At 37.1% G+C, this 16,067-nt stretch carries 13 protein-coding genes, 2 tRNA genes and 1 pseudogene; 1 reads left to right on the forward strand and 15 read right to left on the reverse strand.

Annotated elements, in window-relative coordinates:
* Positions 1–497: 497 nt before the first annotated feature.
* The 12 genes from LQE94_RS14235 to LQE94_RS14290 all read right to left on the reverse strand — a co-directional run bounded on the left by LQE94_RS14235 (position 498) and on the right by LQE94_RS14290 (position 10,893).
* A tRNA-Ser gene (locus tag LQE94_RS14235) sits at positions 498–587 on the reverse strand.
* A gap of 162 nt (positions 588–749) precedes the next feature.
* A tRNA-Ser gene (locus tag LQE94_RS14240) sits at positions 750–835 on the reverse strand.
* Positions 836–949: 114 nt separating this feature from the next.
* Entirely contained in the window at positions 950–1,651 is a 702-nt protein-coding gene (gene ispD / locus LQE94_RS14245) for a 2-C-methyl-D-erythritol 4-phosphate cytidylyltransferase (protein WP_118738318.1), read from the reverse strand.
* Between the two features lie 31 nt (positions 1,652–1,682).
* Positions 1,683–2,711: a tRNA (adenosine(37)-N6)-threonylcarbamoyltransferase complex transferase subunit TsaD gene (tsaD, locus tag LQE94_RS14250; protein ID WP_117992096.1), complete on the reverse strand. Its 1,029-nt coding sequence runs from the start codon at positions 2,709–2,711 to the stop codon at positions 1,683–1,685.
* 9 nt (positions 2,712–2,720) lie between these two features.
* Positions 2,721–3,626 carry a ribonuclease Z gene (locus LQE94_RS14255; RefSeq protein WP_240577998.1) on the reverse strand — a complete coding sequence of 302 codons (906 nt, stop codon included), beginning with the start codon at positions 3,624–3,626 and terminating at the stop codon, positions 2,721–2,723.
* Between the two features lie 22 nt (positions 3,627–3,648).
* Positions 3,649–4,836: a tRNA (adenosine(37)-N6)-threonylcarbamoyltransferase complex dimerization subunit type 1 TsaB gene (gene tsaB / locus LQE94_RS14260; RefSeq protein WP_240577999.1), complete on the reverse strand. Its 1,188-nt coding sequence runs from the start codon at positions 4,834–4,836 to the stop codon at positions 3,649–3,651.
* Between the two features lie 81 nt (positions 4,837–4,917).
* Positions 4,918–5,343, reverse strand: coding sequence for a tRNA (adenosine(37)-N6)-threonylcarbamoyltransferase complex ATPase subunit type 1 TsaE (gene tsaE / locus LQE94_RS14265; RefSeq protein WP_022076314.1), 426 nt, complete (start codon positions 5,341–5,343; stop codon positions 4,918–4,920).
* Between the two features lie 111 nt (positions 5,344–5,454).
* Positions 5,455–6,633 (reverse strand): phosphoribosylaminoimidazolecarboxamide formyltransferase, encoded by a 1,179-nt coding sequence (locus LQE94_RS14270; RefSeq protein WP_117992098.1) that lies wholly within the window; start codon positions 6,631–6,633, stop codon positions 5,455–5,457.
* 46 nt (positions 6,634–6,679) lie between these two features.
* A complete protein-coding gene (locus LQE94_RS14275; RefSeq protein ID WP_240578000.1) occupies positions 6,680–7,393 on the reverse strand; it encodes an IMP cyclohydrolase in 714 nt (237 codons plus the stop codon).
* A 169-nt stretch (positions 7,394–7,562) separates the two neighbouring features.
* Positions 7,563–9,119, reverse strand: coding sequence for an ABC-F family ATP-binding cassette domain-containing protein (locus LQE94_RS14280; protein WP_022076317.1), 1,557 nt, complete (start codon positions 9,117–9,119; stop codon positions 7,563–7,565).
* Between the two features lie 12 nt (positions 9,120–9,131).
* Positions 9,132–10,166 (reverse strand): NUDIX domain-containing protein, encoded by a 1,035-nt coding sequence (locus tag LQE94_RS14285; protein ID WP_240578001.1) that lies wholly within the window; start codon positions 10,164–10,166, stop codon positions 9,132–9,134.
* A 208-nt stretch (positions 10,167–10,374) separates the two neighbouring features.
* Entirely contained in the window at positions 10,375–10,893 is a 519-nt protein-coding gene (locus tag LQE94_RS14290; RefSeq protein WP_240578002.1) for a zinc-ribbon domain-containing protein, read from the reverse strand.
* 301 nt (positions 10,894–11,194) lie between these two features.
* On the opposite strand from LQE94_RS14290, the pseudogene LQE94_RS14295 reads away from it, so the two are divergent.
* A pseudogene (locus LQE94_RS14295) lies at positions 11,195–11,350 on the forward strand (tyrosine-type recombinase/integrase); the annotation flags it as partial.
* Here LQE94_RS14295 and LQE94_RS14300 read toward each other — a convergent pair.
* The 3 genes from LQE94_RS14300 to LQE94_RS14310 form a co-directional block, all read right to left on the reverse strand.
* Positions 11,334–12,362 (reverse strand): S66 family peptidase, encoded by a 1,029-nt coding sequence (locus LQE94_RS14300; RefSeq protein WP_240578003.1) that lies wholly within the window; start codon positions 12,360–12,362, stop codon positions 11,334–11,336. The pseudogene LQE94_RS14295 and the gene LQE94_RS14300 sit on opposite strands and share 17 nt — an antisense overlap.
* Before the next feature lie 502 nt (positions 12,363–12,864).
* Entirely contained in the window at positions 12,865–13,449 is a 585-nt protein-coding gene (locus tag LQE94_RS14305; RefSeq protein ID WP_240578004.1) for a hypothetical protein, read from the reverse strand.
* Positions 13,450–14,046: 597 nt separating this feature from the next.
* A complete protein-coding gene (locus LQE94_RS14310) occupies positions 14,047–15,822 on the reverse strand; it encodes a hypothetical protein (protein ID WP_240578005.1) in 1,776 nt (591 codons plus the stop codon).
* Positions 15,823–16,067 lie beyond the last annotated feature (245 nt).

A 16,067-nucleotide genomic window follows, 5' to 3' on the forward strand; every position in this document is an offset into this window, starting at 1 on the left:
AGCACGCCGCCAGCGTTCATCCTGAGCCAGGATCAAACTCTCGTTAAAAGTGTTTGTTCTAGTCAAGATTAACTCTAGCTAATCTATCCTTTTACTGTTGTTTTGGTTTGTTATAAACCATTCTTAAAAATGTTTCTCTTAAAGAAATTTTCAAGGATCTGTTGTCTATTGTTTAGTTATCAATGTTCTTTGTTTTGTTGTCGTTTGCGACAGCTTATTTAGATTATCACATCTTTCGCTGTTTGTCAACAACTTTTTTAATTTTTTTACTTTATCGCTTCAAGTTCATTCTCTCGATATCTTGTTTGCGACAGCTCATTTATATTAGCATGTACTCTTTATTCTGTCAACACTTTTTTCAACTTTTTTTCATCTTATCTCAAAAAATGTTTTATCAGTTTTCATGCCTTCTTGTATCACATATTTCAAGTCGAGCTGTTACTCACCACCTGAAAGAGGTGGGAGTCTTCTCGACTGAGATAATCATGTAACACAAACGGAGAAGGAGGGATTTGAACCCTCGCGCCGCTACTAACGACCTACTCCCTTTCCAGGGGAGCCCCTTCGGCCAGCTTGGGTACTTCTCCAAAAAAAATGACCGAAGACTAATATACATGATTTGTTCTGATTTGTCCAGTCCTTTTTTCAAGTTTATAAAATGCATCCTCGCGCAGCCTTTTTGTATATTAGGAAAGAACACTTTCCTAATATACAAAAAATCGTATCGGCATTTGCCGATACGATTCAAGCGGAGAGGGTGGGATTCGAACCCACGCGCCCTTGCGGACAAACGGTTTTCAAGACCGCCTCGTTATGACCACTTCGATACCTCTCCATATTCTGTTTTGTCGCTTTTTGTTTATGTCGTTCGCGACAAGTAGTATATTATCACATGGTTTATATTATGTCAACACTTTTTCAAAACTTTTTTAAACTTTTTTTAAGTTATTTATTTCCCATATTTTCCAGCAAAAACCTCGCCTATTTCCAAGTCTTCCGGCGTTGTGATTTTAATATTTTCATAGCTTCCTTGCACTAATCTTACAGAATGCCCCGTAAATGTTTCTACTACCATTGCATCATCCGTTACATTCGTCTCTTCTTGTTCCATTAAACATCTATATGCTTCTTTCACCAGCCCAACATGAAAAACCTGTGGTGTCTGCACCATCCATACTTTACTTCTGTCCGGAGTTTCAGCAACATTTGCATGATCATCCGCAATCTTTATTGTATCCTTTACCGGCATTCCAACAACACATGCATTACAACTCTGAACAGATTCATATGCACGTTCTATTATCTCTTCACTTATAAACGGGCGTGCGCCATCATGAATAAATACATATCCATCCTCTACGTACTTTAATGCATTCCATACGGAATTGTAACGTTCTGCTCCGCCTTCCACAATATGTGTCACTTTCGTAAAACCGTATGGTCTTACAATCTGTTCCTCACAATAGGATTCCTCTCCTTGTCCGGTAACAAGATAAATCTCATCTATAAGAGCTGAATCTTGAAATGTCTGTAATGAATAATACAGCACCGGTTTATCCTGTAACAACAGATATTGTTTATGCACTTTTGTTCCCATTCGCTTTCCCTGTCCTGCTGCCAATACGATTGCTGTACAATGTTTCTTTACCATTTCAAGATTCTCCTCTTTATAAACCTTATAATCATCGTTCTCCAAGCTTCAGATTTGGCACGGCATTCAAATCCCATCCATGTCTTGTTCCTGCAAGATATTCATAATATGCCGCTGCACCGATCATCGCTGCATTATCTGTACAGAAAATCGGAGACGGATAATAAAATTTCATATCACGTTTTGCACATGCCTCTTCCATTGCCTGACGCAGTGCACCATTCGATGCCACTCCGCCTGCTATCGCAAACTTATACATGTCAAATTCATCTACTGCTTTCATAGATTTCTCTACCAATGCATCAATTGCTGCCTTCTGAAATGATGCCGCAATATCTGCCGGATTATATTCCTGTCCTTTCATTTGACATCCATTGATATAGTTTAAGACAGCTGATTTCAATCCGCTAAAGCTAAAATCATATGGTGATCCTTCAATTCGTGCTTTTGGAAATACAATCGCATTTGGATTTCCTTCACGTGCAATTCTTTCAATCTTCGGTCCACCCGGATATCCCAAACCAATTGTACGTGCCACTTTATCATAGGCTTCTCCAACGGCATCATCGCGTGTTCCGCCTAAGATTTCATACTTTCCATATTCCTTTACACATACAAGATGTGTATGTCCGCCAGATACTACCAGGCACAAAAATGGCGGCTCTAAATCTGGATGTTCAATATAATTTGCAGAAATATGACCTTCTATATGATGCACTCCAATCAATGGTTTATTCTTTGCAAATGCGATTGCCTTTGCTTCTGCAACGCCAACTAACAGGGCTCCCACAAGCCCTGGTCCGTAAGTCACTCCGATCGCATCGATTTCGTCCAATGTTGTATCCGCTTCTTTCAATGCCTCTTCAATTACCTGGTTAATTTTTTCAATATGCTTTCTGGAGGCGATTTCCGGTACGACTCCACCATACAATTTGTGCAGGTCAATCTGAGAAGAAATAATATTAGATCGTACTTCTCTTCCATTATGCACTACTGCTGCTGCAGTTTCATCGCAGGAGCTTTCTATTGCCAAAATATTAATATCCTGTATTTCCCTCATAATTTTCTCCTAGTCAAATTTCATTTCTACAGACATCCTGTCTTTTCCCGCCTTAGACGCTGGAAAAATCTTACGCACCTCATCCATATACATCTCCGGATGCGTAAGCGACGGACTATAATGTGTCAACCACATTTCTCTTACATTTGCTTCTTTTGCAAGCTCTGCTGCCTCATAAAATGTCATATGCTTATATTCAACAGCTTTTGTTGCCTTTTCTTTCTCTCCATACATTCCTTCACAAATAAACAAATCCGAATCCACCGCATTTTCACGAATTGATTTTGTCGGTCTTGTATCCGTTGTATAAGTCAGTTTAATTCCTTTTCTAGCTGGTCCAAGCACCATGTCCGGAGTCAGCACACGGCCTTCCGTCTCTATCGTTTCACCCTTCTGCAACAAACTCCAGTATTTCTGTTCAATATTCTGTTCTTTTGCACGTGCAGGATCAAATTTTCCGGCACGATCGATTTCCAATGTATATCCGTAACAGAGTACATTATGATTTACACGAAACGCCTTAAGCCTGTATCCATTCATCTCAAAAGTCTGTTCTGCACCTTCAATTTCTTTGTAATAAATCGGAAATGGTAATTCCGGTGCAATTACCCTGAGGGCATTTACAACTCTCTCCAAGCCTTTTGGTCCGATTAAAGTCAGCGGTTCTGTTCGGTCCGCATTTCCCATTGTCAGCAACAATCCCGGTAAACCACTAATATGGTCACCGTGATAATGAGTAAAACAAATCACATCAATCGGTTTAAAACTCCAGCCTTTTTCTTTTATTGCGATCTGTGTTCCCTCTCCACAATCGATCAGCAAACTGCTCCCATTAAATCTGGTCATCAGGGAAGTCAGCCAACGATATGGCAGTGGCATCATCCCGCCACAGCCAAGTAAACATACATCTAACATATTATTCCTCTATTTCTACGCTCTATTTTTTCGTTGGTATCACCGCACGACTCATTAAAATCGCATCTTCAATTGGATTTTTATAATAATTTTCACGGATTCCGTCTTGTGTAAAGCCATGCTTTTCGTAAAATGCTCTTGCACCATCATTGCTGACACGAACATCCAACATAATAATCTGTATCTGGTTTTCCCAGCAGATCACGTCTAATGCATGTATCAATTCTGATGCGATACCAAATCTTCTTGATTCTTTTAAGACTGCGATTCGGGCAATATCAGCCTCATCATCTGCTGTATAGACAATACAATATCCTACAATCTTCCCTATCTTTTCTGCTACAAGACAAATTGTTTTTGGATTACGAAGTGTATCAAGAATCGCCTTCTCGCTCCAAGCATCTGAAAATGTCTGATGTTCCATCTCTGCGATTGCTGCCGCATCTTCTACTTTCATCTGACGAATTGATACAACAGCCTTACGTTCTTTTTCCGCACGCTCTCTTTCCGCCTGTGATACACGCAGATAGTCCGGCTGATGTTCCATTGCCGTCTCAAATTTTCCCTCTTTACAATACTGAATTCCAAGAGCTCCGACTACTGCTGCTCTCTGACGGTTCGCACTCGCAGGTGCAAAAGAAAATGGTACACGCATCTTTTCTCTGATTACATCCTGATATACCGGCACGCCATCTCCGAGAAATACAACCGGTCTTCCATGTATATTCAGACGTTCTATCAATTCTTCTATTGGAGATGCATTCTGTGCTTCTAATACATCCAGTACCAGTTCTGTCTCCTTACTGCCTTCCAGTTCTCTTCTTGCAAATGTGTACATTCCTGTATAAACTTGCTTTCTTCTGGCATCCATAATAGGACAAATAATATCCTGGCACCCATAAAGATTATACGCAAGTCCATCTACTGTCGGCACGTGTATCAATGGTTTCTCCAATGCCAGTCCCAATCCTTTTGCCGTAGCTGACCCAATTCGAAGACCTGTAAATGAACCTGGTCCTCCTGCTACAGCAATCGCATCGATTGATTTCAGATCAAGCTCTATCATCTTCCCCATTGTATCGATCATCGGCAACAATGTCTGTGAATGTGTCTTTTTAAAATTTACTGTATATTCCGCAATTGTTTGCGTATCTTCTACAACTGCCACTGTTGCAGTCATTCCTGAGCTGTCAATTGCCAGTACTCTCATATGCTCCTCCTGTCACCTCGTTAAGTGTTTATTGCTAACCAAGAAAGGTCAGACAATGCTGACCTTTTTCCAAATGTGTTTTTATCGTTCTTCTATCGTAATTCTCCGATACTCAAATCCTTCCTGAAGATCTTTTTCAATAATGATCTCTGTACGTCTTTCAGGAAGTATCTCTTCAATCAAATTCGCCCATTCTATCAGCGATACGCCTTCCCCCATCACATATTCATCAAAACCGACTTCATCCATCTCTTCTACATCACCAATACGATATACATCAAAATGATAAAATGGAAGTCGTCCACCCTCATACACCTGAACGATTGTGAATGTCGGACTGTTCACAGGCTCTGTGATTCCTAATCCATGTGCAAATCCCTGTGTAAATACAGTTTTGCCAACGCCTAGATCTCCTGTCAAAGTAAATACTTGTCCCGGTACGGCTTTCTTTGCCAGATCAACACCAATCTGAAATGTTTGTTCAGGACTTCTCGTCTCTAATACCATAGTGTTTCCTCCATATAGTAGTGACTATACCACATTACCCTCGTTTTTTCCAGTCCCACGGCACAAAAAAAGAATGTACCGAAGCACATTCTTTTTCATTCTCAGTATATTTTAGTGGTGGAATAAACGAATTCCTGTAAATGCCATTGCCATGCCATATTTATTACATACAGAAATTACGTTGTCATCTCTCACTGAGCCGCCCGGCTGTGCAATATATTTTACACCACTTTTATGAGCTCGTTCGATATTATCTCCAAATGGGAAGAATGCATCCGAACCAAGTGAAACATCTGTCATCTTATCCAGCCATGCACGCTTTTCTTCTCTTGTAAATACTGCTGGTTTTTCTTTAAATGTATTCTCCCAAACACCATCTGCAAGAACATCCATATATTCTTCTCCAATATAGAGATCAATTGCATTATCACGATCCGCACGTCCGATTCCATCTTTAAACTGAAGTCCCAGAACCTGTGGAGACTGACGAAGCCACCAGTTGTCTGCTTTCTGTCCTGCCAGACGTGTGCAATGAATACGAGACTGCTGTCCTGCTCCGATACCGATTGCCTGTCCGCCCTTTACATAACATACAGAGTTTGACTGTGTATATTTTAATGTGATCATAGAAATGGCAAGGTCCATCTTAGCTGAATCAGGAATTTCCTTATTATCTGTTACAACATTTGAGAAAAACTCATCATCAATCTTCAACTCATTTCTTCCCTGTTCAAATGTAATCCCAAATACTTCTTTATGTTCCAATGGAGCCGGCACGTAATTTGGATCGATCTGAATAACATTGTAATTTCCTTTTTTCTTCTGTTTCAACAATTCCAATGCTTCCGGCTCAAATCCAGGTGCGATTACACCATCTGAGACCTCTCTCTTGATCAATCTTGCTGTATCTACATCACACACATCAGAAAGTGCAATAAAATCACCGAATGAAGACATTCTATCTGCTCCTCTTGCTCTTGCATATGCTGATGCCAGCGGAGAAAGTTCTCCAAGGTCATCTACCCAGTAAATTTTTGCAAGTGTCTCATCTAATGGAAGTCCCACTGCTGCTCCTGCCGGTGAAACATGTTTAAATGATGTTGCTGCAGGAAGACCTGTTGCCTTTTTCAATTCTGATACAAGCAGCCAGCCATTAAATGCATCCAGGAAGTTAATATATCCCGGACGTCCGCATAATACCTGGATTGGAAGTTCACTTCCGTCAGCCATATAAATTCTTGAAGGTTTCTGATTTGGATTACAACCATATTTTAATTCTAATTCTTTCATCTTATCTGCTCCTCTTACTAATTGTATTTCACAGTTCTGATATTATTTAGTTATTTTTATTTACAATCTTTGTCTCGTATTTTCCTGTCTCAATATCGATGTAGCGGACAAATAATGAAACTTTATTTTCTTCATTCAGGCTGTTCCATAACAACTCTGTAAAACTCTCCATATCATTTGGAATTCCAATTAACTTTGGCTCTCCTTCAAAGCTTGGAAGCGGATTACCGTCATGCATATATGTATGAATAAAATGTCCCTTACCTGCTGCCGGATTCTCGTATGCAAATGTATAACGATTACAGCTTTCCGGATTACCATTATTACTTTTCAAAATAGACATTGCATAGTTATACTTTCCGTCTTCCAAATGCATCACACCTGAAATACGTGGTGTATAATTCGGTCCGTCCGGCTCAAACTCACGTGAACGAAGAGACTGTTCGAATGTAAGCTGTTTATCCATTCCCTCGTAAATTGTATCTGTCTGATCTCCGTTTGTAACAATTGTTTTGTTTCCAAGCACACGTACCGGTGCATAAATAATCAGACTTGGATCTGTCAATTTGGATGGATCAAACGCCTGTGTGCGGATACCTTCCCCATCTTCCACAAACACACGATTACGACTGTTCTCACTTCTCCCCATAATAAAATAAGCTGCTACAGCTTTTGTACCATCTTCACTTTTTCCAAGGATGATTCCTCTTCCCGGATAAGTGTTATTCTTCAGTTCCTGTTCAATGGATAACATTTTCATTGATGATTCTCCTTTGTTTTCAAACTTAATTTTCATTTTTTCGCATATTCTTATTATAACTATGAAATTTTTTAAGTTCAATATGCTCACCATCAATACATTCTAATAAGTACTTATTAGTTACCCGGCACAGACACTTCGAAAAATCACTCTTATCCCCGCAAATCTATCAGAAAACTTTTGTTGTCCAGCGGCTCATATCCCAGACATCATTTACTACATCTTTGTAAAATTCCGGTTCATGACAAATTAGCAAAATGCTTCCCCTATATTCCTGTAATGCTTTCTTTAATGAATCCTTTGCATCCACATCCAAATGATTCGTCGGCTCATCTAAAAGCAAAATATTCGTATCTCTGTTCATCAGCTTACAAAGACGCACCTTTGCCTGCTCTCCTCCGCTAAGTACCCTCACCTGACTTTCAATATGCTTTGTCGTCAATCCACATTTCGCCAGTGCAGAACGCACTTCATATTGAGTAAACGAAGGGAATTCTTCCCAAATCTCCTCAATACAGGTATTTCGGTTATCACCTTTTACTTCCTGTTCAAAATAACCAATCTGTAAATTTTCACCCAGCTCACACTTTCCGGACAGAGAAGGAATCAGCCCTAAAATACTCTTCAACAATGTAGTTTTTCCAATACCATTCGTTCCTACCAGAGCAATTTTATTACCGCGTTCCATAGAAAAATTCAATGGTTTTGACAGTGGCTCATCATATCCTGTAACAAGATTCTCTGTCTCAAATAAAATTTTTCCAGGAGTTCTTCCATACTGAAATTTAAACTGTGGCTTCGGTCTCTCTGCCGCTAATTCGATTACATCCATCTTATCCAGTTTTTTCTGGCGTGACATAGCCATATTTCTTGTAGAAACGCGTGCTTTATTACGCGCCACAAAATCTTTCAGTTCACTGATTTCCTGCTGCTGACGACGATATGCAGCTTCCAGCTGTGCTTTTTTTACTGCATAAACTTCTTGAAAATGATCATAATCTCCGACATAACGATTCAGTTCCTGATTCTCCATGTGATAAATAATATTTACCACATCATTCAAAAACGGAATGTCATGCGAGATTAATATAAATGCATTTTCATAATCCAATAAATATCGTTTCAGCCAGACAATATGTTCCTCATCCAGGTAGTTTGTCGGCTCATCTAACAAAAGGATATCTGGTTTTTCTAAAAGCAGTTTTGCCAGGAGCACTTTTGTTCTCTGACCCCCACTTAAATCTGTCACATCCCGCTCAAGCCCCAGATCAAGCAGGCCCAGTGCTCTTGCCACCTCTTCTACTTTTGCATCAATTGTATAAAAATCATGTAGTGTCAGCTCGTCCTGGATTGTTCCAAGTTCTTCCATAAGCTCCGTCATCTGCTCATCATCTGCTGTTCCTAACATGTCACAGATTTCATTCATTCTCTGTTCTTTTTGCAAAAGCGGATCAAATGCTGCTTTTAATGCTTCACGGATCGTCATTCCGCTTTTTAAAACTGCATGCTGATCCAAATATCCTGCATGCACATTTTTCGCCCATTCTACTTTCCCTTCATCCGGCAGCAATTTTCCGGTAACAATACTCATAAATGTGGATTTTCCTTCACCATTAGCCCCCACCAGACCGATGTGCTCGCCCTTCAAAAGACGGAATGATACATCCGAAAAAATCGCACGATCTCCAAACCCATGTGATAAATGTTCTACATTTAATATACTCATCTTGCTCTCCTACTATATATTTTTCTCAGACAGTATTCCGAGTTTCTCTCCAATCATATCAAATTCTTCCAGATAAATACAGTTCGGTAACGATTTATTTTTAATCTTTTCTCTGCACTCTGAAAAATCCATCCAAATAACATCGGATACTTCTGACTCTTGTAATGTAAGCGTTGTAATATCAACCGGTTTCTGATAAAGGTAAACCGTACTCAATTCGTTATCTTTGAATAGTTTTCCATGAAATACAGCTTCAAACTGTCCTCTATGAACTCCAACCTCTGTCAAATCGTCTTCCGTCGCCTCAATTCCCAGTTCTTCCCGCAATTCTCTCAGAGCACTTTCGAGAGTCTCATCTCCTGCATCCACATGTCCTGCTGAAGAAATGTCATAACTTCCCGGATTAGAGTCCTTACAAAGACTTCTCTTCTGCAATAGTACATCATAACCACTCTTGTCATTTTTTCTGACGATCCATGTATGAACAGTTGCATGAAGCGCCCCCTCACGGTGTGCCACCCCACGTTCTTTTACAACTCCCGTTTTACTACCATCCGGATTAATAACATCAAAAAGCTCCATTGGTATGCCGTCGAGTGCTGCATATTCCAACACATCGGATTTGTTATATACTAATTTCAACGAAAAGAACTCTTCCCTCTCGTCCAATAAACGGAAGAAAATACGGTCACCTTCCCATAAGTTCAATTCTTTGATTCTATCTTTTTCAACCCATTCAAGAACACCTTCATCGCATTCTATCGGCACTCCCGTAAATGCATCTGCCGTATAAAGCGACATATATTCAGTGACATCTTCTCCATAGACAAATGTTACAATCCCGCGATATTTCCACGATGTCAGCGTATACCCGGTCTCTTCTTTGACCTCTCTAAGCAGACACTCTTCCGGGCTTTCTCCATGCTCAAAATGTCCTCCTACTCCAATCCATTTATCCTTATTCACATCATTTTTCTTCACAACACGATGAAGCATCAGGTATTTGTTATCCTGTTCGATGTAACATAATGTACTTTCTTTTCTCATTTCTAATTCCTCTCTTTATGAATGCAATCCATTACAAATACAAGCCACATACAACTCACTATTAATATTACTTTTCCAGCACAGAAAACACAAGAAAATATCCTGACAAGTTGCAAAGTTAAAACACTTTATACTTATCAGGATATTTCTATTCTAAACTGCAAAGCTAAATTTCTTTATTTTTACACGTATTTTTTATCATTATTCCCTACATCATGCTATTTAAAATTCCGCCTCCTATGATGCTCAGCAAAATCACTAATCCAATACTTACGAGTATCCAGATAAGTGCTGCTCTGGCATAATTCTTTCGATTAATATTTGTATTTCCAGAAAATGCCCATATAAGTAAGAAAATAAATCCAATTATAGGAACAAATGACAACAGTGACATCAGGAAAAAATCAAGCACTGTCAACGGTGCATCAAGTGCAGGATTCTTACTCACAGTCTGTTGTTGTGCATCATTAAGATTATATGGTGGCACCTGCCCCTGCTGTACCTGTGGTGGAATCTGCGTATATGGTGCTTGTGACGGAACCTGTGTAGGCTGTGTCTGTGGCGGTGTCTGCATATGCTGCGCCTGTAGCGGAACCTGTGTAGGCTCTGTCTGTGGCGGTTGCTGTGGTTTTGGAGCAACGAATGGTTCTACCACTATTTTATGCCCACATACTGTACAAAATTTACTGCCATCCGGAATTTGTGCTGAACAATTTTTGCAAATCATACCTTTCCCTCCTAGTTTTTATTCTTTTCTTTATTTGAGTTCTTTCCGAACATACTCCAAAATGTTGCTACTACAATGAGTAACCCTAGAGGAATCGCAATACAACAATAAAGAATTTCTATTGGATCACTCTCTGAATTCAATTTATAATTGCCTTTTCTCGTGCCCCATATGTTCTCTATAATTATAATAAACAATATAAAAATGTTTTTCACTATTACTTGTGTTAGTAATCTGCATTTTTCTTTATATTGCAGAAAAATCCCGGAAGTAATAATACTTCCGGGATGGATAATACAAACGTCACACCTACACAAGTAACCTTTTGGCAAACAGAGCTGCACCAAAGAATATGCAGGAACTATTAGGACACTCAGATGTCAGTACCACAATGAATGTCTATGCTCATTCCATAAAAAAGTCAAACTGGAAGTTGTCTCTCAGTTTGCAAATCTAATTACTTGATTATCAATATCGACCGTTGCCACAACACCAAAGGGAATGATGCAACGTGGCTGGGCGTGTCCGATATTGATATTGCACACTATGGGCAAATTCGGATGATCAATTACGTCTACCAGTATCTGTTTATATTCCTGCACATAAGTTTCATCCATCGGCTTTCCTATGAGAATACCTGAAATCACATCAAAAATGCCTGTTTCTTTTAGTGCGAGTACGGCTTTTCTGTATTTTTCAGGAGACATCTTCTCTTCACTGGATTCTAACAGAAGAATCTTTCCGACCCAATCTGCAATCTCTGGGAATAGTTTGTACTTCTTGCAAAAAAGCGGCATATCCACATAGCGTTCTCCATTGAAAAAATCATAAATGGAATCAATACAACCGCCAAGGATCTCTCCTGAGAAAACAGAATTGCCTTGCAGTAATTCAAAACCATAATCGGGATGATATTTTAAAGGTGTGCCAACCCGATCGATACCAAAATCCGTCCTTCCTTCATACCAGATTTCGCTGGGTCTGACTTCTTTTATCATTCCGGTACTTATCAGTTCTTCAAAATACTTTTTTGTATATGGGAGCATATCTTTGTCCAGTTCACAGACGTCCGCAAGGAAAGACTGCCCATAGAACGTTTTCATTCCAACCTTATGGAGCATAAAATGATTGATCGTCGTATCAGAAAAGCCAAGAAATACTTTATTGGAGACTGCATCTGCCAGTTCATTATGTTCAAACAGGAAAGGCAACAAGCGATATGTATCATCTCCACCAATTGCACAGAGAATCATATCAATCTCCGGATCACTAAGGGCTTGTAACAAATCAGCCGCACGCTTTTCAGGATGGTTTTTGACATATTCTATTCCTTTAAGGGCATGAGGCATAAATCGAACATTCAGGCCAAAGTCATTCAACCTTTTTATTCCTATATCTACCTCATGCTTAACAAAATCCTCTCCTATTGTTCCGCTCGATAAACTGACAATAGCGATATTCTTTATCATAATCTTTTCATCCTCCACAAATTCCTATTTTCTTAATTCTTCATCTCTGTTTTTCTTTTCCAATTAATTAGTAGACCACTCGTGGAAATAACAAAAATTAATGCCGATGTTAGAGAAAAAATTCCATCAGTAACCACAAATATGAGAAACGTGGCTAATGGAATATAATTAAGAATACTTTTCAAAATTTTCATGTCAAATCCTCCTTTTTTTAAATCTCCTTTTTTTCTACTTGTATTTATTGTAAACTATTCTTTTAAAAAGTGATATATCAAATCCAATAATAAACAGCTCATATTGACTAAAATCTGCTTAATCTTATAGAAATATTTTGTTCTAAAAATAACGATTTGTTGCTCACATGATATCATATTTTTTCTTCAATTACATCCACATAATTTTAATACACCACTACGTGACATCTTTTTATTTTGCTATTCATTTTAAACGTTTTGGTATCCTCATTTGCTCATGCAATACTTCTACAGATGCTTTTTGGTCTTTACAAATATTTCTCTACCAAACCTGCAACTATATTCTGGTTAAGCACATTCTGCTCAGTTTCAAAAGTAAGAATCAACCTTTCTCCAGGATAAATTCCATTTTTCTGATAAGATTCTATTTTACGCACCGCACTCCTTGCATACTCTTGATTATCCATCATCCCTTCATGTTCCCAATATATTTCTTGCTCTGTTTTCGAAGATAAGAATGTGAAATCCGGATATACTATACCATATCCTTTTAAATATAATGGTTTTTCATATTTATATAAAATCTTCTTTCTGTAAAAATAATCTGCTAATATTTTTTCTGATTTTGATCGTACTTGTTCTCCTTTTTCAGTCAGAAGAACTGGTGTGCCTTCTCTAAATTCTTTTCCTTGATAGGATGTTTCATACCATTTTTGCAACTTGTCTTCCCAGTTTTCCTCAAATGGAATAATCAATTTTTTCCGATCAGGATGTAGGGAATCATACAACTTTTTCATTTCTTCGTCTGTATCTACTTTTAATATTTTATTTATTTGGCTAAGTTGCTCTTCTGCTTTATCTATAATTGATTTGTTATATGCTTTCTGAGCCAATTGTTTACTTAATATTATGTTCTTTTTTGGAATGTAAGTCCCATTCCGATCTGTCAGACAATGATAATAACGACATCTATTCTTGTGCTTTGATATTCTTAAATTTGCATCCGCAACTTGCTTTTTCTCTATCTTGCAGATACTCCACACTCCAATACACTCTTCTATTAAATTACTCTGGATTTTTACTGAATTATTATTTTGATTTCTAATCTGAATTTTAATTTATTTTTGATAATAGATTGTTTTAGATATTTTTAGAAAAATCCCGGAAGCAAAATACTTCCGGGATAGAAAATACAATATTGAACAACAACGATTAACGTTTGCGAAACTGTGGAAACCCGTAAAATAAGGCTTTGCGGATATATGTGCTGCATACTTGCTGCAAACCCACAGCATCCTATAACAACTGAGCACTTCTCTTCACAGCCAGGTATCAGAGATGGTATCTGGCTCTTTGGATTTATAATATCATCATATTACCGTTTTCTAAAACAAGAATTGTCTAATTATACCCAACTTGATGAGCAGAATATTGACAAACACTACTCATTTTTTCAACACCTTAAAACAATAATTATATTATCAGTACAATTATAAATATCCGTTTGATATATTTTTTGCATCAATAGGAGAATTTGCATTAAGTAACATCTTTTGCATCATCATGTTGTTCATTCTAAAATATGCATACAATTCTTCTAATGTATTGATTTTTCTGTTGTCTGCAACATAACTCATCTCACGTATAGCCTCCCACATATACACACGTATATGTTTACATAGTACATCTATATTTTCATCTACTAAAGAGTGGTGAACAAATTTGTTTCTTATCCGATACATTCTTTGTAATTGATACCCCAATATCTGGCGATGTTTTTCTATCTTTTGTCTCATATTTTTAGCATTCATGAGGATTCGTTCTAACTCAATACCTCTATAATATAATAATTCATATGAATTTTTGCAGGCTTGCAAAAAAACATCCTTTTCAGACTGATCCCTTAAAATGTTAAACAACAATACTATTTGCTCAGTGTTTGGATTTTCAGTAACCACGTTATTACCTTGATATTGATAATTCAAACCGATATTATTACAATCCTTTAAAAAGTCATATAATCTGTAATAAATATATCTATGAGACAAAATATTCGGAACAATATCTTTGATTGCTGTAATAGCAGTTGGATACTGATTTGATCTAAATAATGCTTCCAATGATGACCACAGTAAAAGGAAATTATATGTTTTTCCTTCCCCTTCAAAATTGCAAGTATTAATAATCGCATTTACAACTTTATTCTTATCAATTTCATTACTCAAATTATCAACGAATAGTCTCACAACTCTATCAATGTTTCTATGATATTGATTGTAAGGTTTATAATCCAGATTTTTTGCAATAGTCTTCTGTTCTAAATCAAAAAACTTATTAAAGTGTTCATCATATACAATGACTCTATCATCCAATTTGTCTACTTTTGCTGTGGCAAACTCAACAATCCCCATTTCTTTTTTATATACGCGGAATGCTTTCTCAACAATCGAAACATGGTCATTTGCAGGAGCCTTAATGTCAATCTCCCAATATGTATTTTCATCCTCAATTAACGAGCTTCCATTTTCTGTAGGATGCATAATCTTAACTTCTACACCTGTAATAGTCTCTGTTACCTTTTCTTTGTATTTGTCTTCTATTTTAAAATAACATTTATATTTTGCGTCTATTCGTAGCAAATTACCAACCCATTGATTCCAACAATCATCAAATGCTTTTCCCGATCTTTCAAAGAAATAGCCTACATTTGTATATACACTTGAAATTGAACGTTTTGTAATTATAATAGAACTTACTAAACATTCTGTAAGATCAATTATTTTTTCACATTCATCGGATTGAATTGCACTTTTTAACATATCCACTGTGTCATTTAAATAATCCATAATTTCATATGCATTTTCTAAATTGCAAATAGCACTATACATTGAATGGACTTTGTCCATATCTGTTGCATTAATTGATTGATTATTTTTATCAATGGACAATCCTTTTCTTATTTCATCACATACAGTTCCATATAAAGCATTTTGCTTAGCTGGCATTACCAAATCTTTCTTTACTATTTCATTAGCTTCTTTTCGTACTTCTTCTAATATGAACCCATTAGTTCTCCCATACTCTAAATCTTTAATTACTGATTTTAATTCTAATAATATGCTGTATGCATTATTTATTTTATAACTGTATGATACCCCTGAGTTATTATTCAACAATTCTTTGATTTTTTGAATAAATAATATTTGTCCAACACTATTAAACTGAAAATTTGTTTTTATAAATTCATTCGTCAAGTAACTTAGCATATTTTTTCTCCATTATTTTTACCTAATACTATTGACTTTTTCATTATTTCGCATATAATAATAGAAGAAAATTAATGAGAGCATAAGCAATGTGCGACTTTAGTGTCGATTATCACATTGCTTTTTTGCTGTCTTAATATCTCTTTATAGCCAAACAAAAAATTCTTTACTATTTCAAAACATCCATCACTTTATCATGAGCAATACATTAAAAAACATTTATTTCTCCTTTTTGTATTATTATA

This window comes from Mediterraneibacter sp. NSJ-151 (assembly GCF_022487435.1).
In the GTDB taxonomy this organism is placed as follows: domain Bacteria; phylum Bacillota; class Clostridia; order Lachnospirales; family Lachnospiraceae; genus Schaedlerella; species Schaedlerella hominis.

Coding starts and splice junctions, on each gene's coding strand:
- ispD (WP_118738318.1), bottom strand. CDS start 1,651: ATGGTAAAGAAACATTGTACAGCAATCGTATTGGCAGCAGGACAGGGA.
- tsaD (WP_117992096.1), bottom strand. CDS start 2,711: ATGAGGGAAATACAGGATATTAATATTTTGGCAATAGAAAGCTCCTGC.
- LQE94_RS14255 (WP_240577998.1), bottom strand. CDS start 3,626: ATGTTAGATGTATGTTTACTTGGCTGTGGCGGGATGATGCCACTGCCA.
- tsaB (WP_240577999.1), bottom strand. CDS start 4,836: ATGAGAGTACTGGCAATTGACAGCTCAGGAATGACTGCAACAGTGGCA.
- tsaE (WP_022076314.1), bottom strand. CDS start 5,343: ATGGTATTAGAGACGAGAAGTCCTGAACAAACATTTCAGATTGGTGTT.
- LQE94_RS14270 (WP_117992098.1), bottom strand. CDS start 6,633: ATGAAAGAATTAGAATTAAAATATGGTTGTAATCCAAATCAGAAACCT.
- LQE94_RS14275 (WP_240578000.1), bottom strand. CDS start 7,393: ATGAAAATGTTATCCATTGAACAGGAACTGAAGAATAACACTTATCCG.
- LQE94_RS14280 (WP_022076317.1), bottom strand. CDS start 9,119: ATGAGTATATTAAATGTAGAACATTTATCACATGGGTTTGGAGATCGT.
- LQE94_RS14285 (WP_240578001.1), bottom strand. CDS start 10,166: ATGAGAAAAGAAAGTACATTATGTTACATCGAACAGGATAACAAATAC.
- LQE94_RS14290 (WP_240578002.1), bottom strand. CDS start 10,893: ATGATTTGCAAAAATTGTTCAGCACAAATTCCGGATGGCAGTAAATTT.
- LQE94_RS14300 (WP_240578003.1), bottom strand. CDS start 12,362: ATGATAAAGAATATCGCTATTGTCAGTTTATCGAGCGGAACAATAGGA.
- LQE94_RS14310 (WP_240578005.1), bottom strand. CDS start 15,822: ATGCTAAGTTACTTGACGAATGAATTTATAAAAACAAATTTTCAGTTT.